Origin of the sequence: Priestia sp. FSL P4-0332, assembly GCF_038005845.1 — a bacterium.
Lineage (GTDB): Bacteria > Bacillota > Bacilli > Bacillales > Bacillaceae_H > Priestia.
Window position 1 is genome coordinate 3,358,705 of the sequence record NZ_JBBOUA010000001.1, and the last position, 26,186, is coordinate 3,384,890.

Here is a 26,186-nt window from a genome sequence, read left to right on the forward strand (position 1 = left end):
ATGAATACACCTTTACTAGAATTAAAAGACTTACACACCTCTTTTCATACGGAAGGAGGTACGGTTACAGCAGTAAACAACGTCAGCTTTTCCATTAATCCCGGTGAAACGGTATGTATCGTTGGTGAATCAGGATGCGGGAAAAGCGTAATGGCTCTATCCATTATGCAGCTGCTTTCTGATTCAGGGGAAATTACAGACGGTCAGATTTTATTTAATGGATCAAATCTATTAGAAAAAACAAAAAAAGAGATGAGAAAAATTAGAGGAAAAGACATTGGGATGATTTTTCAAGAACCGATGACATCTCTAAATCCAGTATTCACTATTGGAGACCAAATTACCGAGACTCTATTAGAGCATCTATCTATTAGTAAAGCTGAAGCTTATGATAAAGCCATTGAACTTGTTACGCTTTTAGGGATACCCAATGCTAAAAAAATAGTAAAAAGTTATCCGCACGAGCTAAGCGGCGGTATGCTTCAGCGGATTATGATTGCGATTGCACTCGGGTGCAACCCTAAGCTATTAATTGCCGATGAACCTACTACTGCTCTAGATGTAACGATTCAAGCTCAAATATTAGATCTATTACAAACTATAAAACATGATCTTGGTACATCAATCTTATTTATCACACATGATCTCGGCGTTGTAGCTGAAATGGCTGATACCGTAATGGTGATGTATGCAGGTAAAATCGTAGAAAAAGCACAGGTAGTTGAGCTATTTCAAAATCCAAAACACCCCTATACGAAGGGTCTGCTTCGCTCAAAGCCGGTTATCGGCAAACGAACACAAAGGCTGCATTCGATACCAGGGCAAGTACCAAAACTTACGGACCTTACAGAAAGTTGTTATTTTAGCGAGCGCTGTGAACACTGTATGGATATTTGCAAAACACAAGCTCCTCCCTTCATTTCAGAAAATGACCACTACACAGCCTGCTGGCTTTATAAGGAAGGTAAAGATCAATGAGTGAAACGCTGTTAGAAGTAAACAACTTAAAAAAATTTTACTCCTCCAAATCTACGTTATTTAAATCAGTAAACGAACAAGTAAAAGCGGTGGACGGAGTAACTTTTTCAATTAAAAAAGGTGACATTTTCGGATTGGTTGGTGAGTCAGGAAGCGGTAAGTCTACTTTAGGAAAAACCATTTTAAGACTTCATAATAAAACAAGCGGAGACGTATTTTTTAAAGGAAAGAACGTTTTTAAGCTGTCAAAAAAAGAGCTGATTCATTACCGTTTGCAGTCACAGCTCGTCTTTCAAGATCCTTTTAGTTCTTTAAACCCTCGAATTAGAATAGGCGAAGCGATTGGAGAAGCTATGATTCAACATAAATTAGCTTCCCGAACTAACGTAAGAGATCACGTCTTGTCGATTATGGAGAAATGCGGTTTATCTCCTTACCATATAGACAGATACCCGCACGAATTTTCAGGCGGACAGCGTCAGCGAATTGTCATTGCCAGAGCCATGGCTTTAAACCCTGAATTTGTTGTAACAGATGAGCCAGTATCTGCACTGGACGTATCAATTCAAGCTCAAATTATTAATTTGTTTAGTGAACTTCAAGAAAAAGAAAATTTGTCTTATCTGTTTATTTCACATGATTTAAGCGTCGTCGAGCACCTGTGTAACAAGGTTGCTATTATGTATTTAGGAAATATTGTGGAGCAAGCATCAAGAGATGAATTATTCAAAAATCCACTGCACCCTTATACAAAAGCGCTTTTATCTGCCATACCGATACCTGATCCAACCATCAAAAGAGAAAAAATCATTTTGAAAGGTGAAATACCAAGTCCGATTACACCTCCCTCTGGGTGTAAGTTTAGGACAAGATGTCCGATTGCCCAGAAGAAATGTGCAGATATTCCACCTGACTACAAAGATGTCGGTTCTAATCATTTTGTAGCGTGTCACTTTGTATAAAGACCCATAAGAAGGCATTGAGACATAACGAAATCAATTCAATCTAAAGACGAACAAATGGGATAAATGAGCTGAACTGCTTGTTACAACGCTGTTGATTTCCGTGCAAGACTTCGCTTTCCACGGGCGGCCGGTGAGCCTCCTCGTCGCTTACGCTCCTGCGGGCTCTCACCTATTCCGCTTTTCCCGCAGGAGTCTTCGCCTTGCCCTCCAACCAAAAGCTAGAAGCAGCCAAACACATTAAATCTATGTTCACCATGACAAAAAGATCCGAAATGTTAATCAATAATTTTGATTAACATTTCGGATTTCACTTCAACTAAAAGATTTTTGTCTCAGCCTCTTCTTATTATAAGTGCGAAACTTTTCTCACCTGCCTTTGCTTTGAAAGAAACATGCTGGTACAAAATAGAACCTGATTTCATTCTTCTTTTTTATAAGTAATACTCGTTTGCCCGTCGATACTCACAGGCACTTCTCCAACCAAAGTAACTCGTCTCATCACGCGGTGCTTTTCTCCGTAGTCATTAATTGCATAGTGCTGGGTTGCGCGGTTATCCCAAATCGCAATATCACCTGCTTTCCAGTGCCAGCGAACCGTGTTTTCTAGTCTTGTTACATGGTCTTGCAGAATTGAAAAAAGATGATTTGAATCCGAAGAAGATAACCCTTTAATTTTTTTAACAAAATGTCCTAACACTAACGTACGCTCTCCCGTTTCCGGGTGAATTCTTACGACTGGATGTTCTGTTTCATATACAGTAGAAGCGAATACTTTACGGTGACGCTCTAAATCTTCTTGTGAGCGATTAGGATGTCTTCCTCCGTAATCATAGTCATTCGTATGCACGGCCCAAAGCTGATCAGCTAGCTGACGCAGCTCTGAAGGAAGGTTTTGATAGGCAACGGCTGTATTTGCCCAAACTGTATCTCCTCCTGCTTCTGGGACAACTACAGCTCGAAGGATCGATGCTTTCGGGTATGTATCGATGAACGTTACATCGGTATGCCAAGAGTTAGCTCGTCCTCCTCGTTCAGAATCAAGTTCAAATAAATAATTGCTGCCTTCTTTTATCGGAACGGTAGGATGCGCTTCCGGTTCACCAAATAATGCAGCGAAGGCCTCTTGTTCAGCATCGTCAATATGCCCTTGGCCTCTAAAAAAGACCACTTTATGCTTTAGCAAAGCTTTGTTAATGGCATTGAGTGTCTCGGCATTTAAATTTGAAGATAAATGCACTCCTTTTATTTCTGCTCCAATGTGACCAGCGATGGGCTGTACTTCTAAAACCGAATTTGCTGCGCTTTTGCTAACTGTACTCATGATACGTCCTCCTCGTAAGTTCCCTAAAAAGAGAGCTTTTCATTTTTTATGACAAATTCATTTTCTAGAGTATAGCCGTATTTCTAAAAAACAAAAAGGACCAGTCCATTCGCTTGAGCGATCGTCCGGCCCCAGTTGCCTGGTAGCATTACATTCAGCTTTAATTCCTAGTAAATCAATTTGTTTAATTGAATAATAGATTACTAACAAAAATAAGTCAATATATTTAAAATAATCTAAATTTCGAATTTACTATTTATGATTTGGACAGGATCAAATTAAAAAATAGATCTCCGCTTAGACTGCTTAAAGTCGGAGATCTATTTGGATGTTTTTTTATTTTATTTTTTAGTAAGGCTGCCATTTCGCTCTAAAATAGGTACTTCAATATCTACCGTGTTTGGATATTTAACTCCAAGCCCTGTATTTAAAGCAACAACCGTTTCGTTTTCTTTAATCCAGCCTTCTTCTCTTAAACGGCGTGCAGCTAAGAATGTAGCAGCACCTTCAGGACAAATGAACGAACCTTCAAGCTGCGCAACCTTTTTTTGTTCCTCCACAATCTTATCTTCGTCCACCGCAATCGCGCATCCATTTGTATTGTATACGGCCTCTAAAACAAGAAAGTCCCCGATTGCTTTTGGTACGTTGATACCAAAGGCAATGGTTGAAGAATCCGGCCAAAATTCAGATTCTTGTTTTCTCTCATTCCATGCTTTTACAATAGGCGCGCAGTTTTCAGCTTGTACCGCAACTAAACGAGGAAGATCACCTTTAATCCAGCCAAGCTCTTTTAATTCATTTAACGCTTTGTAGATTCCGATTAATCCAACGCCTCCTCCTGTTGGATATAAAATTACATCAGGAAGATTCCAAGAAAACTGTTCAGCAATTTCCAAGCCCATTGTTTTTTTACCTTCAATTCGATACGGCTCTTTAAGCGTAGAAGCGTCATAAAGACCCCAGGCTTTAATAGCTTCACCGACAATTTTACCCGCATCGCTGATGAGTCCATCGACTAGGTAAAGGTCAGCTCCAGCGACAGCACACTCATTTCGTGTAATAACAGGCGCATCTTTTGGCATTACAACGGTTGCTTTTATGTCAGCGCGTGACGAATAAAGCGACCAAGCGGCTCCGGCATTCCCATTTGTAGGCATCGCTAACTGTTCAACGCCAAGTTCTTTTGCTTTTGACACCCCTACAGCGGCGCCTCTAGCTTTAAATGATCCCGTTGGAATAATACCTTCATCTTTCATATATAAGTTTGGAATGTCCATTTCTTTACCTAGCTTAGGCATTTTTATAAGCGGAGTCATCCCTTCTCCTAAGGAAACGACGTTTTCTGGATCTTCTACTGGAAGCAGTTCATGATATCTCCATAGATTTGGTTCTCTGCTTTGGACATCTTCTGGACTTAGATTGTCTTTCAGTCTCTCTAAATCATACGCTACTAATAAAGGTGAGCCACATTCACATAATTGATGTTTTTCTTTTGGACTATATTCTTTTTTACATTTAGGACAATATAAGTGAGAAACATAACTAAACGGCATCATACACACTCCTTTAAATTCTGTAAACATAATACCATATATAAAATATAATTTATAGTATTTTTATAAGAATTATAAGATATGATATCTTCATCAATTTGTTAGTCATTAATAAAAGCACAAAAACCCTAGTAAATCAGAGTTTTTGTGCTTTTTTCGACTTTATTTATATTACTTTTTTTAGAAGTAAACCCAGTAATTTTAGATAAAAACCCGAAGAATAAACAAAATCCACACTTTACTTATAGGAATAATTGTTTTAGTATGTAAAAAGATATTTTAAGGAGGTATTTTAGGTGAACGCACTTTCGATAGTGAATAAGCATAATAATAGCATGTGTACTTGTCTAATTCTCAAAGGTTACTAAAGCAAAAACAATACTACACTACAAGGAGAATTGGACAGATGGCTGCAAAAAAGAAATTTAAGCTTAATTTAGGATTAAAAGTAATTATCGGATTAATTCTTGGATTGATCGTTGGTTATGTTAGTAAAGAAGTTGGTTTAAAGTTAGAAATAGTAGGAAAAGCGTTTATCCAGCTTATTCAAATGGTTATTGTCCCTCTTGTTTTCCCATTGATTGTATTAGGAATCACAGGGATGCATGATATAAAAAAGCTGGGACGAGTAGCGTTTAAAACGCTTCTCTATTTTGAGATTGTGACTACAGTATTAATTATATTAGGAATACTCATTGCTAAAGTAACAAATGTAGGTGGACATATGCATGTAGGTGCAGTGGATACTTCCTCGTTAGGAAACCTAGCAAAAGGCATCGACTTTGGAGAGTTTTTCTTAAGTATTATTCCAAGCAATATTGTAGAAGCAATGGCACAAGGAAAGCTGTTGCCGATTATTTTCTTTGGTATTTTTGTAGGGTTAGCTCTTACATCACTTGAAGATAAAGCGAAGCCGGTTATTACATTTTTTGAAGCATGGCTACAAGCTATGTTTAAAGTAGTCGAATACGCGGTATCGTTTGCCCCAGTTGGCGTATTTGGATTTATCTCATTTAGCGTGGCTAAATACGGGATTGGCAGCTTGCTTTCTTTAGGTCAATTTGTAGGTATTACGTACTTATCTTTTGCCGTTACGGCATTTGTTGTGTTTCCGATTATCGCACTTATTTTCCGTATCCCTTACAAGGAACTGTTAAAAAGAACCGGAGATTTGATTTTATTAACGTTTACAACGCGCAGCTCAGAGGCTTCTATGCCGCTGCTGATTCATCGATTAGAAAAGTTCGGAGTGTCACGTTCTGTCACTTCTTTTGTATTACCAACCGGCTATTCTTTTAATCTAGATGGAGCTAGCATCTATATTAGTGTAGCGATTATCTTTCTTGCCAATGTATATAACCTACCTCTTAGTCTTGAACAAATTATTGTGATCATTGGTTTATTAATGCTTATGACGAAAGGATTAGCAGGCGTTCCTTCGGCTGTCATCGTTGTACTGTTAGCTGCCGCGAAAGAAATTGGCTTACCTGCAGAAGGAGTCGCTTTATTATTAGCAGTTGATTTCTTTGTAGACATGGGCCGTTCAGCATTAAATGTCGTAGGAAACTCTTTAGCTACTGTTGTTATCGCAAAGTCTGAGAAGTCGTTTCATTTTAATGCCGAGGACAAATAACCATACCCCTCATCATTCAAAAACACGATAGTGAGAAAGAAGTGTTAGTTTGTTTAAACAGAAAAAATCTTTTGAAGAGCTAGTAAAAGAAAATAAACAAGCATTATTAAAAGATAAAAAAGCAATGGAGAAAATCGAAAAACGTATTGAAAAACGCCATGAAGTGATAAAGCTAACTTAGTACAGTTAGCTTTATCACTTTATTTTGTAATCATATCTTTTAGCAAACTTACTTAATCAAGTAAGGGATTTCTATAAAATATACAGCTTTTATGCATATGTTTAACTTTGTCAAAGTATCTTTTTTATAAGAAATTGACATTTTAGTAAGGTACCTTTATTATTTGATAAGGTACCTTATTTTTATTTCAAATGAATCCTTCCTATCTTATTAAAAGGATAAAATTTTTTATGTAGATAAGTGCAGCGTTAAATTAGTAAGGAGGCTTTTATCATGAATGAAAGAGATAACGAATATTTACACGAGCAAGATTTGATTGATCAATTTTTCAGGTTCCAGAGACAGCTGGCAAGATACCAGCGACACTACTTTATTAATCGAAGAGATGCTGGAGCACTAGGTGATCAGCACCGGGGGCAAGGACGGATATTAAAATTATTAAAATTGCAGCCTAAAACTACACAAAAAGAGCTGTCGTACTTACTGGATATGAGACCTCAGTCAATAGGTGAATTACTTAGTAAGTTAGAAAGAAAAGGTTACATTGTTCGTACGCCATCTGAGAAAGATCGGCGAGTACTTTCCGTTGAGCTAACAGAAGCTGGACTAGAAGCTATCGAGGCTACGGAGGAACAAGACAATAACTCAGGCATCTTTGATGTTCTTTCAGAAGAAGAGCAGGATACTCTTTCACATTTAATGCAAAAGTTAAATACTTATTTAGATGAAGAAATGTTAAAACAAGGTCATGATGAAAATCAAGAATTTCGACGCCATAATGACCTACGAGGATTTGGACCTCACCACAGATTTTTTGGTGGTGATCCAGAGCATGGTCCAAGAAGTTTTGGGCGCGGACCTTGGGGAGACGGTGCTGAATTTAGAACACCGAGATTTAGAAACCGAAATCCCCGAGAGACTAATAGAGATAATAACGAGAAATGATTCACATGCTGTTTAGTGATCATTTCTAATAATTTCACGAGAGGAAACGCAATATGGAAAACATCTCAAATGTTGGAGAACAAGTTTTAAATAATAAAAACAATAAAATACTAGTAATGACTGGATTAATGATTGGAATTATTTTTTCTGAGCTTGATGAAACAGTTGTAAATACAGCCATGCCAACGATTATACGTGATCTTGGCGGATTATCTATGTATGGCTGGGTTGCAGGCATCTATATGCTAGCTCTATCTGCTTTCATGCCTATACTAGGAAAATTAGCCGATTTATTTAGTCGAAAAAAAGTCTACTTCGCTTCTATGGCTTTCTTTATTGGAGGCTCCATTATATGCGGGCTTTCTCATTCAATGATTATGCTTTTAATTGGAAGAGGAATTCAAGGACTTGGCGCGGGTGGCCTCATGCCATTAGCCATGACGATTTCGAGTGATTTGTTCCCTGTTGAACAACGAGCAAAAGTTCAAGCGTTTATGGGACCAGTTATGTTTATCCCTATGCTTTTAGGCCCGCTAATGGGAGGCTTTTTTGTAGATCAAGCAAGCTGGCATTGGATTTTCTTCGTGAATATTCCAGTGGGATTAATAGCAGTCATTTTTTTAGCAAGTGGGTTAAAAGAAGTACATGAAAGAAAAAAAGTAACAATTGATTGGGCAGGAGCTATTCTTCTAGTAGCTGCAATCATTTCGTTATTAATTACGCCTGTTTTAGTCGAGAACGAAGGGTATACGTGGAGCTCTCCATTTATCGTTTCGCTACTATGTGTAGGCGTGATTTTAATTGGACTGTTTATTTGGGTGGAATCAAAAGTGATTGAACCTATTGTACCGCTGCATCTATTTAGAAATCGTAATATTTTAGTATTGTCACTGCTTGTTTTTACTGTAGGCTGTGGATTGATGGGCTCATTCTCATCTTTCCCTTACTTTGCACAAAACGTATTAGGCCTTACTCCTACAGAATCTGGGTATTTAACTTTGCCCATGATGGTAGGTGCTGTTGCAACCTCAATCGTTTCTGGATTTCTATTAACAAAAGTTCGGTACCGCGAATTATTCGTGATTTCTTTCATTATGCCTGTTATCGGTTTTTATTTATTTTCTAAATTAGATATTAGTACCACTACCCTGCAGGTCATTATTTTCTTTTTTATCACCGGTCTTGGTTTAGGCGTTATGTTCGGTGGAGATAACTTAATTGTTCAAGAATCTGTAGAAAAAGAACACAAAGGAATTGCCTTGGCAACCGTTCCATTGTTTCAGTCTATTGGCGCAACTGTCGGAGTAAGTATGTTTGGGACGCTATTATCTTCCACACTTACGTCAAATCTAAGCAGTTTAGGCGATGAATTGCCTAAAAGTATGGCAAATAACATGAATAGCCTGGCAGCAGGAGGAATTCCAAGTGGACTTACTCCAGAATTATTTATGAAAATTAAAGTTTTATTTATTGAATCGTTTCAGCATATCTATACTTACGCATTTGTACTTACGATCATTGCCTTTGTTTTATGCTTCTTTCTAAAAAAAGAAGTGCTATCTTCAAAATCAGAAGAGTAATAAAAGAGATTCTTGCTTTAGCCAAAGGTGTATTTGTACAACAGTCGTTCCGAAAAATGCAAAAGCCAATTCGAATTTAACACGAATTGGCTTTTTTTATTAATAGATTAAAGATTTTACTTTAGTTGTTCCTAATTCATATTACTATGGGCTGTACTCTTGATGGTTCTTTCTTTTTTAAATAGATTTATTAGTACTCTCTTTCTTAAAGACTCCTATTAACATCGTAACAAGTCCTACTAAGAAGAAAAATGGAAACAATAACATCATTAATGCAACTCCTGCAAAACCTTCTCCGATAATCATTAAACCTTTTATTTGAATGTCTAGAGCATCAAACCCGCTTATTTTCGCAAAAGCATAAAGAAGTAAAAATGAACCGAATAACATAGTAACGAATGAAATAACAAGGGCGACTATTCTTTTGTTACATACGATACTTACAAAAAGGATTACCGTAAATACGATACTAATGGCCATACAATTATTAAGAATGAAAGACATACGCATCCCCTTAAATATCTTTTCATTCCATTATTCTTACTCAAACCTAAATCCAATCCCACCGTCTACAATAATGTTTTGACCCGTAACAAAAGATGCGTCATCCGAAAGAAGCCACTTTACTGCTTTTGCGGCTTCAATCGGATCACCAATTCTGCCCAGCGCGTTTAGCTTTTGATAGGATTCATTGAGCTTTGCTTTTTCGTCTTCAGATAGATTTGAAAACCTTTCTTCTAACATAGGCGTACGAAATGCACCTGGGCACAGAGAGTTAATTCTTATATGTTGATGGCCATATTCTTGAGCAACTGACTTCGTTAAAGCAATCACACCGCTTTTCCCAGCCGCATATACGCCAGTCCCTGCTGAACATAAAATAGCGTCCATTGACGATGTATTTACAATGACCCCGCTATTTTGTTTGGTCATTACCTGCAGCTGATATTTCATACAAAGCCATACACTTTTTAACGTAACGTTTATTAAATGGTCAAAGTCTTCTTCTTTGAATTCATGGGTAGCATTAGAAGCTGCCTCCGTGTTAGCCGCATTATTAAAGCTCACATCAATTTTTCCAAACGTCGAGTATGTTTGGCTCACGAGATTTTTAACATCTTGACTATTCGTTACATCCGTTTTGATAAAAAGAGAGTGAGGAGACCACTTTCTTAATACAGAAAGAGCTTCTTCTCCTTTTTCACTATTTCTAGAAGCAATCACGATATGCATGCCCTCTTTTGCGATTAATTCCGCTGTAGCTAAGCCAATCCCCGACGTTCCACCCGTAATAATCCCTACTTTTTCTTCAAACATATAGTTCTCCCCTTTTGCGTTTAATGAAGTCCTAACAAATTAAATGTAGTAACATTAGCCATAGAAGTTATTCAGCTTTGGGTAGATTAATACCTGCTTCGAAACACTAAAAAGAGAGTAAGACACAACTAAAGCAATTCAATCTAAAGGCGAGCAAATTGGATACATGAGCTAGTTTAGGTCACTCGCTACATCGCTGTTGATTTCTGTGCAAGGCTTCGCTTTCCGCGGGCGCCCGCTGAGCCTCCTCGTCGCTTACGTTCCTACGAGGTCTCACCTATTCCGCTTTTCCCGCAGGAGTCTTCGCCATGCCCTCCAATCAACCGCTAGAAGCACCTACCCACATAAACGAAACCTACGTCCATCACAATAACAAAAAAATCCGAACGAGTTTGATTCTCCATCCCTCGTTCGGATTCACCTTCAACTAAACTACTTTTGTCTCAACCTCTTTTAATTAGCCACTAACTTGATTATGAGAAACAGATAAAGTAGATTTTCGATTCCATAAATAGAAAGCATAACCGCTTAAAAATAGATTCTCGTTCTAAACGACATGTTTTGTTGAAAAGAGAAAAAATGCGGCCACTTTTTTGTTTTTGTTAGATAAAATGCTATTCCAATCGCCAAAGGGACGATTCCTAAAAACTGAAGATAATGTGTAGTAGGATGCGTCATGCTCACGTATGCACCGTTTACCACAAACCAAAAAATGACTAAGATTTCTAGACCAATAACTTTCCACAAAAGTTTTGACTTAATCATTACTAAACCAACTTTCTCCTTTAGCGTTCATTAATAACCTATACTATTCGCTTTAAGAATTTTATATGTTACTGACTCTTTTATCATTTGAGCTCGTAGAAAGTACTGAGTAAAGTTTAAGGCAACGTTCTATCCGTTTAAAATAAGGAGATGGCTTTCTACTGTTTTACTGTGATTATACAAGGTACAAAAACGCACAAAATCCTGCCCATGTGACATAATCACTGAGCTCCATCTTTTTACCGCCTCTAACAAGTACATTTACAGCCCAGTTCAAAACATTTCCTTCAGACGTTTTATCTACATACTTTCTCGCTAAAGAGTATGCGACCACTCGAAATAAGTAATAGCTGGCTAAACATAAAAGAGATATGATCATAAAATTCAAATTCAATTCTTTCACCTGGTACACCTCATCGTTTTTCTGCTATTTCATCCTTGTTCATAAAAATCCTTTTTGACGTCTTTTAAAAGTTTTAAGATATCTTTATAAAAACAAGTAATTAACATTCCAGCGATATTGGACACCATCGTAATTGTAAGATTGCCGATAATCAGGCTAAGTAAAGTACCAAGAAACATAATACCTATTCCGATATAAAAACCTGGGTGAAACAGTTCATCGTCGTCCTCTTTTTCTTCTTCACGAATGTTTATTCTGTTTTGTAATGTGGCATCCTTTTTAATAAATTCATCAATAGTCGTCTCGTAGATGTCGCTTAATTTTAAAAGATGCTGAATGTCAGGATAGCTTTTATTATTCTCCCACTTATGTATGTGCTGTACCGATACACTCAGCTGCTCAGCAACCTCTTCTTCCGACATCTTTTGTTCTTCTCTTAACTTTTGCAATTGATTTCCTAACCTCAACTCATTCACCTCTATAACTATGACAGCGTGCAAACAAAATTTATTTACACTACGCTTCCTATAATTCTAACATATTATGGTAAAAAAGAGATAAACAGTTAATGAAGCATATACAAAAAACTAAAACGGCAGTCATAAAAAATAATGAGAATTCTCATGTGTAAAAATGAAAGAATGCACTTTTATCTCCATCCTTTTATTGTTTATACTAAATAGTGGATTGTACGAACATCGAAATAAAAAAGGAGGAAACATGACGATGGAAATGCTATTTATTTATATATTGGTTATCGCTCTTATTGGATTCATTATTTGGAGAAGGGTTAAAAGGAGACATAGACCCATTAAAAGGAATGGACTTGGTATATTAGCTCCTATTTTGTTCATATTAATTGCATTTTCACTTAGTCTAAGTCAGATGATGCACATACCAGGCCAGCCCTTTCACTTACCTCCCTACTGGGAAATGATGATTGCTGGTGTACTAGGTGCTATATTCGGAATCATTATGCTTAGCCAAACAGACTATGAAGTAAGAGAAGATGGCTTTATTTATTCAAAGCCAAATAAGAATTTTAAATATGTGATTATCGCCATTGTCTTTATAAGAATGGCTTTGAGCCAATACTTCAAAGGCTTAGATTCCATAGACTTCGCGGTCTTAACGATGACACTAGCTTTTATATATATTGTCATTTGGAGAGTTGGCAGCTATATGAAATTCCGTAAATTAAACGGTGGTAATTACAGCGTAAATGCTGGGTAATCATCAATATAACTAGTCCTTCTTTCTGTTTGGAAAGAAGGACTTTTTTGTCATAGTGAGTAAAAGTCCCGCCTGTTGTGTAAGACAACACATATGTTGTATAATGCAATATGTGTTTTTTATAACAGTAGTCTATATATAAAAACAGATTATATTAAAACTGTACCTAATCACTCGCTGTTTGATTTACAGGTATATGATGAAAGGAATCGTACTATGACATTTATCAATTCGGTAACAGGCCCAGTCCATACGTCAGAACTAGGGCTAACGTTAATCCATGAACATATGCGCGTTCGTTCTGAATCTGTTCATGCGCAGTTTCCTCATTTGTATGATGAAGAACAAGAAGTTGCAAAAGCAGTAGAACAAGTAAATCGTGCGAAGGCACTCGGAGTCAAAACAATCTGTGATCCTACGGTGATGGAACAAGGACGGGATATTCGTTTTATTGAACGAATTGCCCGTGAAACAGACACTCAAATCGTCGCAGCCACAGGAATTTATACGTATAACTACATCCCTATCCATTTTCAAACTCGAAGCATTGACTATATGGCAGACCTGTTTGTTCGAGACATTGAAGTCGGCATTCAAAACACGTCGATCAAAGCAGGTTTTCTAAAATGCGCTACGGATGCACCTGGCGTAACGGCTGATGTAGAAAAAGTAATGCGCGCTGTAGCACGAGCTCATAAAAAAACAGGCGTGCCGATTATGACGCATTCGCATCCTGCAAGCGGTACGGGCTTGAAGCAGCTTGACATCTTACTGGATGAAGGCGCTAATCCAAATCAAATTCTGATTGGACATACGGGAGATACGGATAATCTTGAGTACATTTCAAACATATTAACTCAAGGTGCTTTTATTGGAATGGACCGCTACGGCCTAACAAGAGAATGTTCAACTGAAAATAGAAACAACACGGTTATTGAGTTAGCTAAACAAGGATATTCAAACCGCATGTTTCTCTCACAAGACTACTGCTGTACAATGGACTGGTTTCCAGAAGGCGTGATTGAAGAACGTTTTCCAAAATGGTCGATGAGCTTTGTATTAGAAGAAGTCGTTCCTGAGTTAAAAAGAAAAGGCGTAACGGAACAGCAGATTCAGCATATGCTTTTTGATAACGCTCGCTGCTGGTTTGAAGGAAAGTAATGAAGACGGACAATACGCCTCCTATAAATTGAAATAATAGTTTATAGAGGGCGTATCCATTCCGTTTATATCTAAGCTTTGTTCGTGTAGAACCGGGCTAATTTTCGAATAAAAAATATATCTCACCTATTATTTTTCAAGAAACGATTTTTCGAAAAATCCTAAAAGATATTCCAATGTTATTGGATCACTGTAGGTCGAAGCTTTTGTGTTAATTTCGAACACACGATTGTTCTTAACCGCAGGTATGTTCTTCCACACACTTGTTTTTAAAAACGAATTATCGCCATCCGTACTTTTACTCAAGATTATATAATCGCCCGCGAACTCAGGAAGTAATTCTGAAGAAAACGTATAGATACCCGATTCAAGTGCTTTCTCTTTTACTTTTTTAGGCATGTTTAGCTTCATTGCCTGATACAATACTTCTGTTCCGCGCGCATAGTTATTTCCAAATACATAAAACTCTTTATTGCCGCTTTCAATCACAGAAACAGTCGCATCTTTACCGATTTTTTTGCGAATTGCTTCTCCTGCAGCCGCTGCGCGTTTTTGGAAATCATTCACCCATTCTTTCGCTTCTTTTTCTTTGTTTAAAAGCTTTCCAATTTCTATTTGCTGATTCAAATAATCTAATTTACCCCAAGTAAAGACAACGGTAGGAGCTATTTTATTTAGTTTCTTGATGTTCTTCATTTCAGATCCAGCAATAATTAAGTCTGGTTTCAGCTCCATAATCTTTTCTAAATCATCCTCTGATACTACTTCTACTCCCTTTACTTTTTCTTTAAAAAGCGGGTTCATACTGCTCCATTCATCAATCCCAACGAGCTTTCCTCCTAAAGACATTACATTAGGGCCGTTGCTAAGAGCCACTATTCTTTTAGGGTTTTTAGGAACTTTGACAGGTCCAGCTTCTGATTTATATGTAATTGTTTCACTTTTAGTATCTCCCTTATCTTTTCCGTTTGTCGTTTCGCTGTGTCCACAAGCGCTCACGATAATAGCCAGTATAAGTAGAAATGGTATAAAAAATAGCTTCTTCAGTTTAATCTTCTCCTTTTTCACGTTGTTCTTATTTGATAATGATAATCTTTATCAATTATTACTCTGTATATATTATACGTCAGTGATAACGATTGTCAATAACTATAAAATTTTCCACCAAAGAAAAAAAGGCCTCTATCTTAGAGGCCTTTTTTCTATTACTTCATTCATCTCACTTAGTAAAATTAACTCGTTTTTCTTAATAACTTTTGTTTTTCTTTGCTCTTTTTTATCATAAAGTGTGCACCACACAAACATAATCCAACGGCTATTCCGATCGTCAGGTTTGTAAACACCGTTAACGAAAATGTCGTAAGTAAAACCAATGAATGGAATGATTTTTCTTTTATCACCTTTGCAAACTGTTCTTTTTTACTGATATTCCATGCCACGACCATTAGAACTGGTGCAAGACTGGCAAGCGCCACGTATGAAGCGTACGGAGCTAACACTAACAGCACAATCAAAACAAAGATAGCATGCGTGATGCCTGCAATTGGAGAGGAAGCGCCGTTTTTAATATTGGTAACGGTTCTTGCAATCTCTCCTGCTGCGGGAATACCTGAAAACATCGGCGTTACCATATTTACAATTCCTTGACCGATCAGTTCTTTTTTGCTGCTGTGCTTTGATTTTGTCATTTCATCCGCAACGCGAGCTGTCAGTAAAGACTGTAACCCTACAAGTACAGCAATCACAAACGCAGAAGGTAAAAGAGTGACCACCCTCTCTACTGTTATATCTGGAAACGCTGGGGCCGGAAAATGGCGAGGTATCTCTCCATAAATGGAACCAATGGTTTCAAACTGATTGGAAAAGAAAAAAGATGCCAAGCCCGTTGATACAATGATTCCGAGTAGATAGGACATCCCAAGCGACTTAGGTGAAAAATAAAGAACAATTAAAATGGTTAATAAGCATATCGCTGCCGTAGCAATACTATAGATGTTGATGAAATGTAAATTACCAAAGATCTCTTTTATATTCAAATGAAAATACTGATATTTTTCAATAGAGTGTAATCCAAGGAAGTTTGGAATTTGCCCGCTAAAGATAATCAGCGCAATCCCTGACTGAAACCCTACAATAATGGACGAAGGAAAATACTTGATTAAAGCTCCTACTTTACATAGCGCAAAGATAATGAGGAGAATTCCGGACATAAAGCCGGCAATTAATAAGTTTTCATAGCCATATTGCAACACAATTCCTAATAAAACAGGAACAAACGCACCTGTAGGTCCCGCGATTTGAAACCTACATCCACCTAAAATAGCAATTAACAATCCCGCTACAATCGTTGTATAAAGTCCTGTAACAGGCGATATTCCAGAAGCTATCGCAAATCCTAACCCTAAAGGTATAGCTATAATGCCAACAACAATACCTGATAGTATATCTTTCTTCAAATGCTGCAAGGAGTAATTTCGAAAAACCTCTAGATTCATAAGTGTACATCAGCCTCCATTTTAAGTAGTGAGGTTACCCATTCGTATTTTGGTCATACAACCTTATTTAACTTTCATTCGTTCAAAATAAGGTGGGCTACTCGATTACTTCTATTTTAAAGGAGACAACTTACAAAAAAATAAAGAGGAAATTAGAAGTTTATTAGCAAGTTATTAAAATTTCCTTAAGAATTCTTACTATTTATTCTTTTAGTTATTTTTTAGATAGAGCTAGGTAAAACCGGTACGATTTTCTCGATATAAGACTTTAAGAGCTATAAACTGAGGGAATAATGAAGTCTTTGTTCACGCAGACCCTAGGTAGAGGCTTGAAACAGAGTCTTCTAGGCATACAATTTTTGATACTAATCGCTGTAAATAAATCTTTTTTACTCAACTGCGCTATAAATGTAGAAATAAAAACAACTAGACCCTATAGTAGCTATAGGGTCAATGATTATATTTATTAACAGCTCAGATTATAACTAAATGTTCCTTTTCCAACATTTTGATCTAATCCATTGATAGTTAGCTTGCGCTGCTCTTTTTCCGGAAGGTGAAACGTAATCTGGTTATAAGGTAATTCATAAGAACCTTCCTTGTTAATGTTTATTTGAATCTCATCTTCTGTAGTTTCCATATCAACATGAATGTACGCAAATGTGTGCAAATATTCGTTTGTTAACCCATCATCTTCGTATAAGCTATAAGAAGATTTCCCTTTCCCTCTACAAGGAAATAATAAAAATCCTCTTTCATCCATATTCTTCGTTGAAAAAGTTACTTCTGCTTCATTAATCGGGATGATTGCTCCCGCCTTAGCTAGCAGCGGCGTATAGTGTAAAGGTGCAGGAATTTCAACCTTTTTTCCCCCTTCATACCACGTTCCAACATGAAAATCGTACCATCCTCCAGGATTATTTGGCAAATACACTTCTCGCTCTTTCTTTCCTTTTTCAACAACGGAAGCAACCAGCAGAGAATCGCCTAGCATAAAGTCGTCATTTTCTTCAAAGGTAGTTTCATCATGTTCAAAATCATAAAAAGTAGGCCTTATAATAGGATGGTAGCTATTAGAGGTTTCGCGCAACTCACTATAAATATATGGAATTATTTTTGTTCTAAATTTAATTAATTCTCTAATTGAGTCTAGAACTTCAGGATACATCCAAGGTTCATTAACTGTCTCGTCATCGTTCCAAGAGTGGATAGTAAATCTCGGATGAACAATTCCATTTTGTATCCATCTTACGAATAATTCAGGTTCAGGAGCAGGGCCAGAAAATCCACCTACGTCATGTCCAAAATTATAAATACCGGATAAACTTAGCCCTATCCCCATCTTGATATTGAATTTTAACGTTTTCCAACTGGTGCGATTATCGCCTGTCCATGTTTGCACATAACGATGCATTCCCACAGAGCCGGATCGTGATATTAAATAAGGACGCAACCGAGGGTTATGTTCCAACTGTGCTTCATAGGAAGCCTTCATCATAAGCAGTGGATGAAGTGCACGAATCAGTTCAAACTCTTTATTGTTCCCAAAACCGTGACAGATGGCTTCCTTACTCCAGATTTCAAATTCATTATTATCATTCCAAGTGGAATCAATTCCATAATCCAATAGCTTTTCTTTTACTTGCCCTTTCCACCAGTCGTAGGTTTCTTTATTGGTAAAATCTAAATAAGCACCTATTTCATCCCAAAATTGTGCCATTTCAGGTTCTTCGTTATGACTATTTGTTATAAACATCTTTTTTTCTTTTAACTCATTAAATAAGGGATGATCTTTTAATAAACAGGGCTTAATATTTGCACATAAACGTAAACCCTTATCATGAAAGTCGTTTACCATCTTTTTTGGTGAAGGAATTTTTGATTGGTTCCAATTAAATACATAACGCTTATCTTCAATTGACGTATAGCCCGACGACAATTGGAATGAATCACATAAGATATCATGTTTTTCACACAGCTTTAAGAATTCGTTTAACTGCATTTGTGCATCTGGAGCATCGGTATAACTCATTGTCGATCCAGAATACCCCAAGCTCCACTTCGGTGGAAAGATTGTTTGTCCAGTTAACCATGAAAATTTCCGAGTAACATCTTTAACTTTTGGGCCTCCAATAATATAGTAATCTAAATCACCTTGTTTAGCTTGATAGTATCTGTATAGCTCATGATAGTTATCGAGTTCCGTACCTAGTTCGAAAATTGAACTGGACAAATTATCATAGAAGATCCCAAATGAGAATCCTGTTTCTCTATGCCTTGTGATGTAAAAAGGAATATGTTTATAAAGAGGATCGCTATATTCTGCATCATACCCCATTGCATCAATTGCTTGCATTCGATAGCGCTTTCCATGTTTATCAACTGATCCTGTCTTTTCTCCTAATCCAAAATATTGTTCATCTAAATCACGCTTTAAATAATGAACGATCCCCTCACCAAGTGAACCATCAAAATTATACGCCTGAGTTTTTCGGTCATTCGCAAAATTCACCCACCCAGAATCCTCACGGTAAAACCAGCTAATCTTAAATCCATTTAAATCAACATTAAGCTTTAACGCTGAAGTTTCTACGGTGCATTCACCGTTATTATTACTAAACTCATAGCTTGGTAGTGAAAAACCGCTTGTATCCAAACGTTTGCGCCCCTCCAATGGAACATCTGACTTCCCGGGTGCGACACTCCAAGTTTTATCTAGTTGTAATTCCTCACCGTCTGTAAACAAAATCCTGATAATATCTGTTTCAAGTATCATAATTTTCGCATATATGTTATTCTCTGCTAGTTCAAATTGAAGAATGTTATCAGTTTCATTTATGAAAGTAAATTGATAATTTCCCTTAATACTCATGTGGTATCTCCTTTACTATGCATGTATTATAAAATGGTGTGTCAAGCTGCTTCCTAATAAAAGTTTATAAATATTGTCTTTAGTAGCTCCTATTCAAAATACTTTTTATCAAATTTTTTTAGTTAAAGCTGCTTCTCTCTTTCAAGTCGGCAACAATTTTACTGTATAAATTATCTGTAAGGTTATAAAAGAAAAATAAAATGATTAATCCAATAATATTAAGAGCCGCCGGAGCAAGAAATAATAACCCCTTGAGACCTAACAATGTATCTGAAGACTGCTGAATATTTGGAACGTACCCAATTAAGCTCAGTGCAACTCCTGGAATAAAACCTGCCAAAGCCTGCGCAAGCTTTCGGAAGAAACTGTATGTTGAGTAAACAATGCCTTCTGTACGTTCTCCCGAATTCCACTCATGATAGTCGATGGAATCAGCAATCATTACCCACGGTAGACCAAGCGCAAATGCTAATGCAAAGTTTCCTAATGAAAAAACAGTTAAAAACGTTACTGTACTCGTTGGTAATATAAAATTTAAAACGTCACAGGCAATGCAAACTAAAAGCCCAAGCATGAATGTATTTTTCTTCCCTATTCTTTTTACCATTGCCGGGATGAACATTGAACCAACTACAGCAAGCCCTATACTTAAAAAGGAAAGTATTGCCATTAATTCTGGGCTTTTTAAATTATACTCCAAATAGTACAACTGAACAGCGTTGCGAATATTGGAAGAAGCAATCATGAATAACGCTGCTAAACACAATACAATAAGAGGACGGTTTGAAAACAATGCTTTGAATAGTTTAGATAAAGGCACCTTTTCTTTTCTTGGGGTTCTAATAACGTTTTCTTTAGTATTACGATAGCAAATTAAATGAAACAAAATTCCGAATATTGACATCACAGATATAGCCACGATGTACCCGACTTCTTTATTAGCAAACTGTAGCACAATAGGAATTACCACTACTCCTGAAATAAGAAGAGCTGTTTGACTACCAATTGCTCTAAATGAACCCAAAGATGCACGGTCAATTGGATCTTGTGTCATCGCTGCAGACAAAGAACCATATGGGATATTAACAAATGAATAGGCTAGCCCAAATCCCATATAGGTGGCAAATGCCCAAACAATCTTTCCGGTGTCTGAAAAGTTTGGAGCCAAAAACGAGATGACCGTCATTAATGCTAGAGGAACTGTTCCCCATAAAATGAAAGGTCGGAACTTTCCTCTTTTTGAGATATTTGTTCTTGAATCTACAAATGCACCAACACTTGTATCTGCAAACGCGTCAAATATTTTAGAAATTAAAAATACTAGCCCTCCCCAGTAAGCAGAGATTCCCAAAACATCTGTATAAAATTTCAGAAGGTATAACTGTCCCATATCAAACATAAGTCCGTTACCAATATCACCAAAACCATAAGACATCTTTTCTTTGAAAGTTAGCTTTTTAGAAACCGTAACTACTGGCCTTTTACTTGGAACCACTGGTAATGCCATATAACTATCCCCTCTTTCTCCCATTTACAATCCCCTTTTGTAAACCCTTTCATTAAGAAGTAGACATAGATGTTTCAATATTTAAAATCTATCACACTCCTTTCAGATGTCTCTTTTTAAGTTAGTAGCCCACAAACTTAAAGCATCAATTTTCTCTTTTCTTTAACTCTTTCCACACTTGTTCATATACTTTTTTTAAAGGAACGCTGTAAGTCTCAGCAATGAACTTACAATCTTCAAATTCTGGTGCCCTTTGTACAACTTCACCTTTCATAAGTCCGGTTTTTACTGTAACGCTTCCCCATTCGGTTTCTACTTTATGGAATTCTCGTTCCAGCCGGTGAACCGACAATGGATAATAGCGAATTCCCAAAGTTGTTGTTTCCTGAAATAAAATCTCCTTTATTTTATCTACATATGCCTCTGCACAAAGCAGCTGAAGTAAAACACCTGGTCTGTTTTTCTTCATGTAAATAGGCGTGTAAAAGACGTCGTTGGCTCCGGACTCTAAAAGCAAGTCCATAATATATCCCAGTAATTCGCCAGAAATATCGTCAAGATTCACTTCCATTTTTATCATTTTACGATCGATGTGCTCCAAGTTAGGAGGAATGTGTGAAGACAAAATAGTCTCTCCTTTCTTTTAGTTCCTGTTTACTTTGAGATAGGATACTTCAGACTTTCAATTTTCCTCACCAATAATTACTCGGAGCACATTAGGATGTTTTTCAAAATCTTTTGTTCCTGCTCCATACCCCACTGATTGTACTGTCATGGAAGGAACTGTACAGAATTCTTCTGAAAGCACTGATACAATAGCTGCACCTGTAGGCGTGGTTAACTCGCTTTTTATATTGCTTTGCTGAAGAGGAACACCTTTTAATATTTCTAAAGTAGCAGGTGCAGGGATTGGATAAATCCCATGATCAATATGTACTTTACCAGCACCTACACAAACAGGTGATGATTTTATTTTTTGAATTTCTAGTTTGTTTATCAAAATAGAAGCTCCTACAATATCTATAATCGAGTCTACAGCTCCGACTTCGTGAAAGTGTACTTTTTCTAAAGAAATACCGTGAATAAGACCTTCAGCTTCCCCAATTTTTCTAAAAATGTTTAACGAAGTTTCTTTCACTTCTTGAGATAATTGACTTCCGTCGATCAGCTTTACAATATCTTGGTAAGCACGATGACTATGGTGATGGCTGTGTTCGTGATGATCGCTATGTTCATGCTTGTGATGATGGTCGCTATGTTCATGTTCGTGATTGTGGTCGACATCTTCATGTTTATGATTATGTTGATGTCCATCAGCATACTTGTGATCAGCTGTTTCCGATAGTTCTACATCAAACTTCGTACTAGAGATTCCATTTTTCACAACTTTTCTCCAGCTCAATTTATACTCTTCAGAAATATTTAGTTTTTGAAGCTCCTCTTCTAAAAGAGTTGAATCTCCTCCAGCATCAATAAGTGCACCAATGAACATATCACCACTAATGCCTGAAAAGCAGTCAAGATAAAGCGTTCTCATTATGTTTAGCTCCTTTTTGAATTAATCGGTGAATCAAAGCAGCGTTGTAAGCAGCGCCGAACCCATTATCAATATTAACTACGCTAATTCCGGAAGAACATGAATTTAGCATAGTTAATAAAGCTGATAATCCGTTAAAATTTGCTCCATAACCAATGCTAGTAGGTACAGCAATGACCGGATGGGAAACCAATCCACCAACAACGCTTGGAAGAGCTCCTTCCATACCAGCTACTACCACTGTCACAGTAGCATTTTGAATCTCATCAATATTATTTAAGAGTCGGTGAATACCAGCTACTCCTACATCATAAATACGGCGAACTTTACACCCGAGTATTTCTGCAGTTACTGCAGCTTCTTCTGCCACAGGCAAGTCAGAGGTTCCTGCACAAACAATGGCAATATATCCTTCAAAAAAAGAATCCTGATCCGAGTCCTTCCAAAAGAGAATTTTTGCTACCTCGTTATATGCAAAACTTGGGCATGCTTCAAGCACTTGATTTGCTTTTTCTTTTGATATTCGCGTCACAAGCACCGACTTATCTTTCAGTTGCAGCGCTTTAATAATAGAAATGATTTGTTCGGCTGTTTTCCCTTCACCAAATACTACTTCTGAAAAACCTTGACGTTTTTTTCGATGATAATCTACCTTAGCAAAACCTAGATCCTCATATGTAGCTAACTCTTTTTCAGCATCTGCCACAGTTAGTTTCCCTTGCTGAACTTGTTTCAAAATTTCTTTTATCATTGTTCGTCACACACCTTAGATTGTTTATTCAGTGAAGTTTAGTGTCACTATTCCACTTTGGATAAGGCTTGATTCATGCTACCACTTTGATAACCAGTCAAATCTAATGTAATATATTTATAGCCTAGTCCCTTCAATTTCTTAGTAATGATATTATTTTTTTCCATAATAAAGTTCATATCCTGAGGTTCCACTTCAATTCTAGCAATCTCTTTATGGGTTCGAACTCTCACTTGACCAACACCTAGCTCTTTTAAATAGGCTTCTGCTTTTTCTACTTTGGTTAATTTTTCTTTCGTAATATACTCACCGTAAGCAATTCTAGAAGATAAGCAAGCAAATGAAGGCTTATTCCAAGTTGGTAACTCTAATTGCTGAGATAACTCTCTAATTTCTTTTTTAAACAAATTAGCCTCTAGTAGAGGTCCTCGTATTCCTTTTTCCTTTGCAGCCTTCATGCCAGGTCGGTGTTCATTCATATCATCCGCTATAGCACCATATACAATCGTTTTAAATTGGTATTCTTCAATAATTGGCTTCAGATGATCAAATAAGCTACTTTTACAAAAATAACATCTATTTTTGTTGTTTTCCGAATAGCCTGGAATAGCTAATTCTGATGTCTCAATGATCTGATGCCTTACCCCAATTTGCCTTGCTAGCACCTTGGCTTCTTCCAGTTCACTTGATGGATAGGTCTCCGAATCTGCAGTTACTGCAATCACATTTTCATTTCCTAATGTTTCAACAGCCACTTTTAATAAGAAAGTGCTATCGACTCCTCCGGAGAAAGCTACAACAACTGATTCCATATCTCGAAGAATAGAAGTTAAAATCTCGTATTTTTTGCCCAACATGTTCTTATCCTCCCGTCTTTGACAATCTTCTTACTTTTAAATTGTCATGCTTCCAAATCCACCATCAACCCGTATTAGCGTTCCTGTTACAAAACTAGAAGCCTTTTCTGAAGAAAGCCAAACAGCTGCTCCTTGTAGTTCTTCTGGCTTACCAAACCGCTTCATAGGTGTATGTCCCATAATTGAATCTACCCTCTGTGAACTTAGTAATTTTTTATTTTGTTCTGCTGGAAAAAACCCAGGAATAATTGCGTTGACTCGAATACCGTTCGGAGCTAACTCTCTAGCTAAAAATTGCGTTACACTATTAAGACCGGCTTTTGACACAGAATACGTAAATACTTTAGATAACGGAGTAGTCGAAGAAACAGAAGAAATATTAATAATACTGCCTTTTCTTTTTTGTTCGATCATTTTTTCAGCAAAAATTTGACACGTAAGTACAACCCCTTTTAGATTGACATCCATAATATCATCCCATTCGTCCATATCTAGCTCAAAAAAAGGAGTTCCACTATTTTTACCAGGAGCGTTAAGAAGAATATCCCATCCTCCTGACCATTTTTCAATTGCACTAGCTACTTCAAATAAGGATTCACGAGCACTGACATCAGCTTGAAAAGCTTTTGCTTTTCCTCCATTACGTTCTATTTCCTTCACTACATCTTCTGCTTTTTCTAAATTACGTCCTACAATAGCAACTGTTGCTCCATGATTAGCTAGTCCTATCGCTATAGATGAACCTAAAACACTATTTCCACCAATTACGACTGCAGTTTTTTTAGTTAAATCAAATAATTGTTTCATTTCTGTCCTCCACTCTCAAAAAATTCCCTTCTTTATTAAATGATATAGAATACAGCTCTGAACTTTGTTGCATATGAGGATGAGAATGGATATGATTTAGCAATGCCTCAGAAACCTCAATTTCACTTAGCTCTAACGTATTTTTAATTCGCACCATCTTTACTTGAGTAAAGTCTAATATATTACTCGTTTTAATAGCTGCCTGAATGGCTTGGCGATCATTAGGTAACGTAGTAGGTATTTTTGTAGGCGCCACAACTGTTGAAGTTAAGCCATTGGCGTACATAAATTCTAGGTTTGCTTTATCTACTAATCTTTGAGTTGTAAAGTCTGCAGTTCCGACTCCATTTGCATTTCCTTCTGTTTGGGGAGTCAAGTCCAAAACAACCATCTTATTAACGGCCGGTCCGCCATGAGCATATGGAGTTGGATAGCGCCCTGTGACATTAGGATCCATTCCATCCCCACTAATATTTTTACCAATTTCATCAATAACCAGCACGTCTAGCTCATCAAAGTACAGTTTCGGTAAAAGCTGTTTAGCTATAATTTGTAGATTCGTCTCTTTATCCTCAATTTGTTCAGACGGCAATACTTCTATTACAGCTACTTTATCAAATGAGTTTTCAATACTAGCAATGCCAAATAGAACAGGAAGTTCTTGCATAATAACTTTAGCCATTGCAGGAACGTTTTCAGCCATATATTTAAATCCTAGCTGATGGCAAGCTTCTGCCCCTTTTTGTTTTCCTAAACCAATGCTAATCATTTTCATGAGACCACTTTCCACTGGACCGCGAAAAGCTGTATGTGGTTTTATTCGATTTACAACGATAATTCCATCAGCTTTTGAAGCATGCTTATCTACAAAGACAGGTAATCCATTGGATAATTGTCCAATTTCCACTACCTCCATTGAAGAACGAATCTCACATTGTACACTCTCTTCGGTTATTCCAAGATGGCGTAAAACTTCTTGCTGGCCTTCAGCAGTTGCTCCGCCATGACTACCCATGCTTGGAACAATAAAAGGATTAGCTCCAAGTCCTTTTAAGAATTGTACTGTGGTAGCTGTCATTTCGACTATTTGATCAAGCCCTCTACTACCTACTGCAATGGCAATTTCCATTCCAGGTGTTATTCTTCTTTTTATGTTTTCTTGATTTAATTTTTCCGTTAATACATGTTGAACGTCATGAATTTTTGTATCATCAAATGCCACTTGTACCTTGGCCATTTTAGGAATAGGAATATCTTTTAATAAATCTTGCAAAATACCCATCTTTTTCTCTCCTTTCTTTTAATCTGTAACATTAGAATTA

24 protein-coding genes and 1 pseudogene are annotated in these 26,186 nt (G+C 37.0%); 8 read left to right on the forward strand and 17 right to left on the reverse strand.

Annotated features, from left to right (window positions below; all coding sequences use genetic code 11):
• Positions 1–978, forward strand: a complete 978-nt coding sequence (locus MKY06_RS17410) for an ABC transporter ATP-binding protein (RefSeq protein ID WP_064471904.1) — start codon at positions 1–3, stop codon at positions 976–978.
• Entirely contained in the window at positions 975–1,940 is a 966-nt protein-coding gene (locus tag MKY06_RS17415; protein WP_029323178.1) for an ABC transporter ATP-binding protein, read from the forward strand. Before MKY06_RS17410 ends, MKY06_RS17415 begins: the two co-directional genes overlap by 4 nt.
• Positions 1,941–2,023: 83 nt before the next feature.
• Here the strand turns inward: MKY06_RS17415 and MKY06_RS17420 are convergent, their stop codons facing one another.
• The 3 genes from MKY06_RS17420 to MKY06_RS17430 form a co-directional block, all read right to left on the reverse strand.
• Positions 2,024–2,158 (reverse strand): hypothetical protein, encoded by a 135-nt coding sequence (locus MKY06_RS17420; RefSeq protein ID WP_255260835.1) that lies wholly within the window; start codon positions 2,156–2,158, stop codon positions 2,024–2,026.
• A gap of 203 nt (positions 2,159–2,361) precedes the next feature.
• Positions 2,362–3,264 carry a TauD/TfdA dioxygenase family protein gene (locus tag MKY06_RS17425; RefSeq protein WP_053487526.1) on the reverse strand — a complete coding sequence of 301 codons (903 nt, stop codon included), beginning with the start codon at positions 3,262–3,264 and terminating at the stop codon, positions 2,362–2,364.
• A gap of 341 nt (positions 3,265–3,605) precedes the next feature.
• Entirely contained in the window at positions 3,606–4,820 is a 1,215-nt protein-coding gene (locus tag MKY06_RS17430) for a threonine synthase (RefSeq protein ID WP_029323183.1), read from the reverse strand.
• A 406-nt stretch (positions 4,821–5,226) separates the two neighbouring features.
• Between MKY06_RS17430 and MKY06_RS17435 the strand changes: the two genes are divergently transcribed.
• The 4 genes from MKY06_RS17435 (at position 5,227) to MKY06_RS17450 (ending at position 9,159) form a co-directional block, all read left to right on the forward strand.
• Positions 5,227–6,453, forward strand: coding sequence for a dicarboxylate/amino acid:cation symporter (locus tag MKY06_RS17435; RefSeq protein ID WP_289916392.1), 1,227 nt, complete (start codon positions 5,227–5,229; stop codon positions 6,451–6,453).
• A 49-nt stretch (positions 6,454–6,502) separates the two neighbouring features.
• Positions 6,503–6,634: an FbpB family small basic protein gene (locus tag MKY06_RS17440; RefSeq protein WP_013058107.1), complete on the forward strand. Its 132-nt coding sequence runs from the start codon at positions 6,503–6,505 to the stop codon at positions 6,632–6,634.
• Positions 6,635–6,907: 273 nt separating this feature from the next.
• A complete protein-coding gene (locus tag MKY06_RS17445) occupies positions 6,908–7,579 on the forward strand; it encodes a MarR family winged helix-turn-helix transcriptional regulator (protein ID WP_063672167.1) in 672 nt (223 codons plus the stop codon).
• 53 nt (positions 7,580–7,632) lie between these two features.
• Positions 7,633–9,159: an MDR family MFS transporter gene (locus MKY06_RS17450; RefSeq protein ID WP_013058109.1), complete on the forward strand. Its 1,527-nt coding sequence runs from the start codon at positions 7,633–7,635 to the stop codon at positions 9,157–9,159.
• A 177-nt stretch (positions 9,160–9,336) separates the two neighbouring features.
• On the opposite strand, the gene MKY06_RS17455 is transcribed toward MKY06_RS17450, so the two are convergent.
• From MKY06_RS17455 to MKY06_RS17475, 5 genes are all read right to left on the reverse strand, one after another.
• Positions 9,337–9,663: a hypothetical protein gene (locus MKY06_RS17455; RefSeq protein WP_179884102.1), complete on the reverse strand. Its 327-nt coding sequence runs from the start codon at positions 9,661–9,663 to the stop codon at positions 9,337–9,339.
• Positions 9,664–9,699: 36 nt separating this feature from the next.
• Positions 9,700–10,476: an SDR family NAD(P)-dependent oxidoreductase gene (locus tag MKY06_RS17460; RefSeq protein ID WP_340961041.1), complete on the reverse strand. Its 777-nt coding sequence runs from the start codon at positions 10,474–10,476 to the stop codon at positions 9,700–9,702.
• A 528-nt stretch (positions 10,477–11,004) separates the two neighbouring features.
• Positions 11,005–11,241 (reverse strand): hypothetical protein, encoded by a 237-nt coding sequence (locus MKY06_RS17465; RefSeq protein WP_029323192.1) that lies wholly within the window; start codon positions 11,239–11,241, stop codon positions 11,005–11,007.
• A 175-nt stretch (positions 11,242–11,416) separates the two neighbouring features.
• Entirely contained in the window at positions 11,417–11,644 is a 228-nt protein-coding gene (locus MKY06_RS17470) for a hypothetical protein (protein WP_061859358.1), read from the reverse strand.
• A gap of 29 nt (positions 11,645–11,673) precedes the next feature.
• Entirely contained in the window at positions 11,674–12,111 is a 438-nt protein-coding gene (locus MKY06_RS17475) for a helix-turn-helix domain-containing protein (protein ID WP_029323196.1), read from the reverse strand.
• 259 nt (positions 12,112–12,370) lie between these two features.
• Between MKY06_RS17475 and MKY06_RS17480 the strand changes: the two genes are divergently transcribed.
• Together MKY06_RS17480 and MKY06_RS17485 are read left to right on the forward strand one after the other, a co-directional pair.
• Positions 12,371–12,877, forward strand: a complete 507-nt coding sequence (locus tag MKY06_RS17480) for a CcdC protein domain-containing protein (protein WP_255260836.1) — start codon at positions 12,371–12,373, stop codon at positions 12,875–12,877.
• 216 nt (positions 12,878–13,093) lie between these two features.
• Positions 13,094–14,038: a phosphotriesterase family protein gene (locus MKY06_RS17485; protein WP_098288136.1), complete on the forward strand. Its 945-nt coding sequence runs from the start codon at positions 13,094–13,096 to the stop codon at positions 14,036–14,038.
• Between the two features lie 129 nt (positions 14,039–14,167).
• On the opposite strand, the gene MKY06_RS17490 is transcribed toward MKY06_RS17485, so the two are convergent.
• The 9 genes and pseudogenes from MKY06_RS17490 to MKY06_RS17530 all read right to left on the reverse strand — a co-directional run bounded on the left by MKY06_RS17490 (position 14,168) and on the right by MKY06_RS17530 (position 26,146).
• Positions 14,168–15,085, reverse strand: coding sequence for an iron-hydroxamate ABC transporter substrate-binding protein (locus MKY06_RS17490; RefSeq protein ID WP_055992752.1), 918 nt, complete (start codon positions 15,083–15,085; stop codon positions 14,168–14,170).
• A 185-nt stretch (positions 15,086–15,270) separates the two neighbouring features.
• Positions 15,271–16,533, reverse strand: a complete 1,263-nt coding sequence (locus MKY06_RS17495) for a SulP family inorganic anion transporter (protein WP_098449111.1) — start codon at positions 16,531–16,533, stop codon at positions 15,271–15,273.
• A gap of 466 nt (positions 16,534–16,999) precedes the next feature.
• Positions 17,000–19,405: a glycoside hydrolase family 31 protein gene (locus tag MKY06_RS17500; protein ID WP_289916417.1), complete on the reverse strand. Its 2,406-nt coding sequence runs from the start codon at positions 19,403–19,405 to the stop codon at positions 17,000–17,002.
• Between the two features lie 118 nt (positions 19,406–19,523).
• A complete protein-coding gene (locus MKY06_RS17505; RefSeq protein WP_256143980.1) occupies positions 19,524–20,912 on the reverse strand; it encodes a glycoside-pentoside-hexuronide (GPH):cation symporter in 1,389 nt (462 codons plus the stop codon).
• Between the two features lie 145 nt (positions 20,913–21,057).
• Positions 21,058–22,449: pseudogene (larC, locus tag MKY06_RS17510) on the reverse strand (nickel pincer cofactor biosynthesis protein LarC).
• On the reverse strand, positions 22,430–23,200 hold the full coding sequence (larB, locus tag MKY06_RS17515; RefSeq protein WP_013058126.1) for a nickel pincer cofactor biosynthesis protein LarB: 771 nt from the start codon (positions 23,198–23,200) through the stop codon (positions 22,430–22,432). The pseudogene larC and the gene larB overlap by 20 nt, the downstream one beginning before the upstream one ends.
• A gap of 47 nt (positions 23,201–23,247) precedes the next feature.
• Positions 23,248–24,057: an ATP-dependent sacrificial sulfur transferase LarE gene (larE, locus tag MKY06_RS17520; protein ID WP_057273636.1), complete on the reverse strand. Its 810-nt coding sequence runs from the start codon at positions 24,055–24,057 to the stop codon at positions 23,248–23,250.
• 36 nt (positions 24,058–24,093) lie between these two features.
• Positions 24,094–24,864: an SDR family oxidoreductase gene (locus MKY06_RS17525; protein ID WP_289916424.1), complete on the reverse strand. Its 771-nt coding sequence runs from the start codon at positions 24,862–24,864 to the stop codon at positions 24,094–24,096.
• The gene (locus tag MKY06_RS17530; protein WP_013058129.1) at positions 24,848–26,146 is read right to left on the reverse strand and encodes a lactate racemase domain-containing protein; all 1,299 of its coding nucleotides are present in this window, start codon (positions 26,144–26,146) and stop codon (positions 24,848–24,850) included. The genes MKY06_RS17525 and MKY06_RS17530 overlap by 17 nt, the downstream gene beginning before the upstream one ends.
• Between the last annotated feature and the right edge of the window lie 40 nt (positions 26,147–26,186).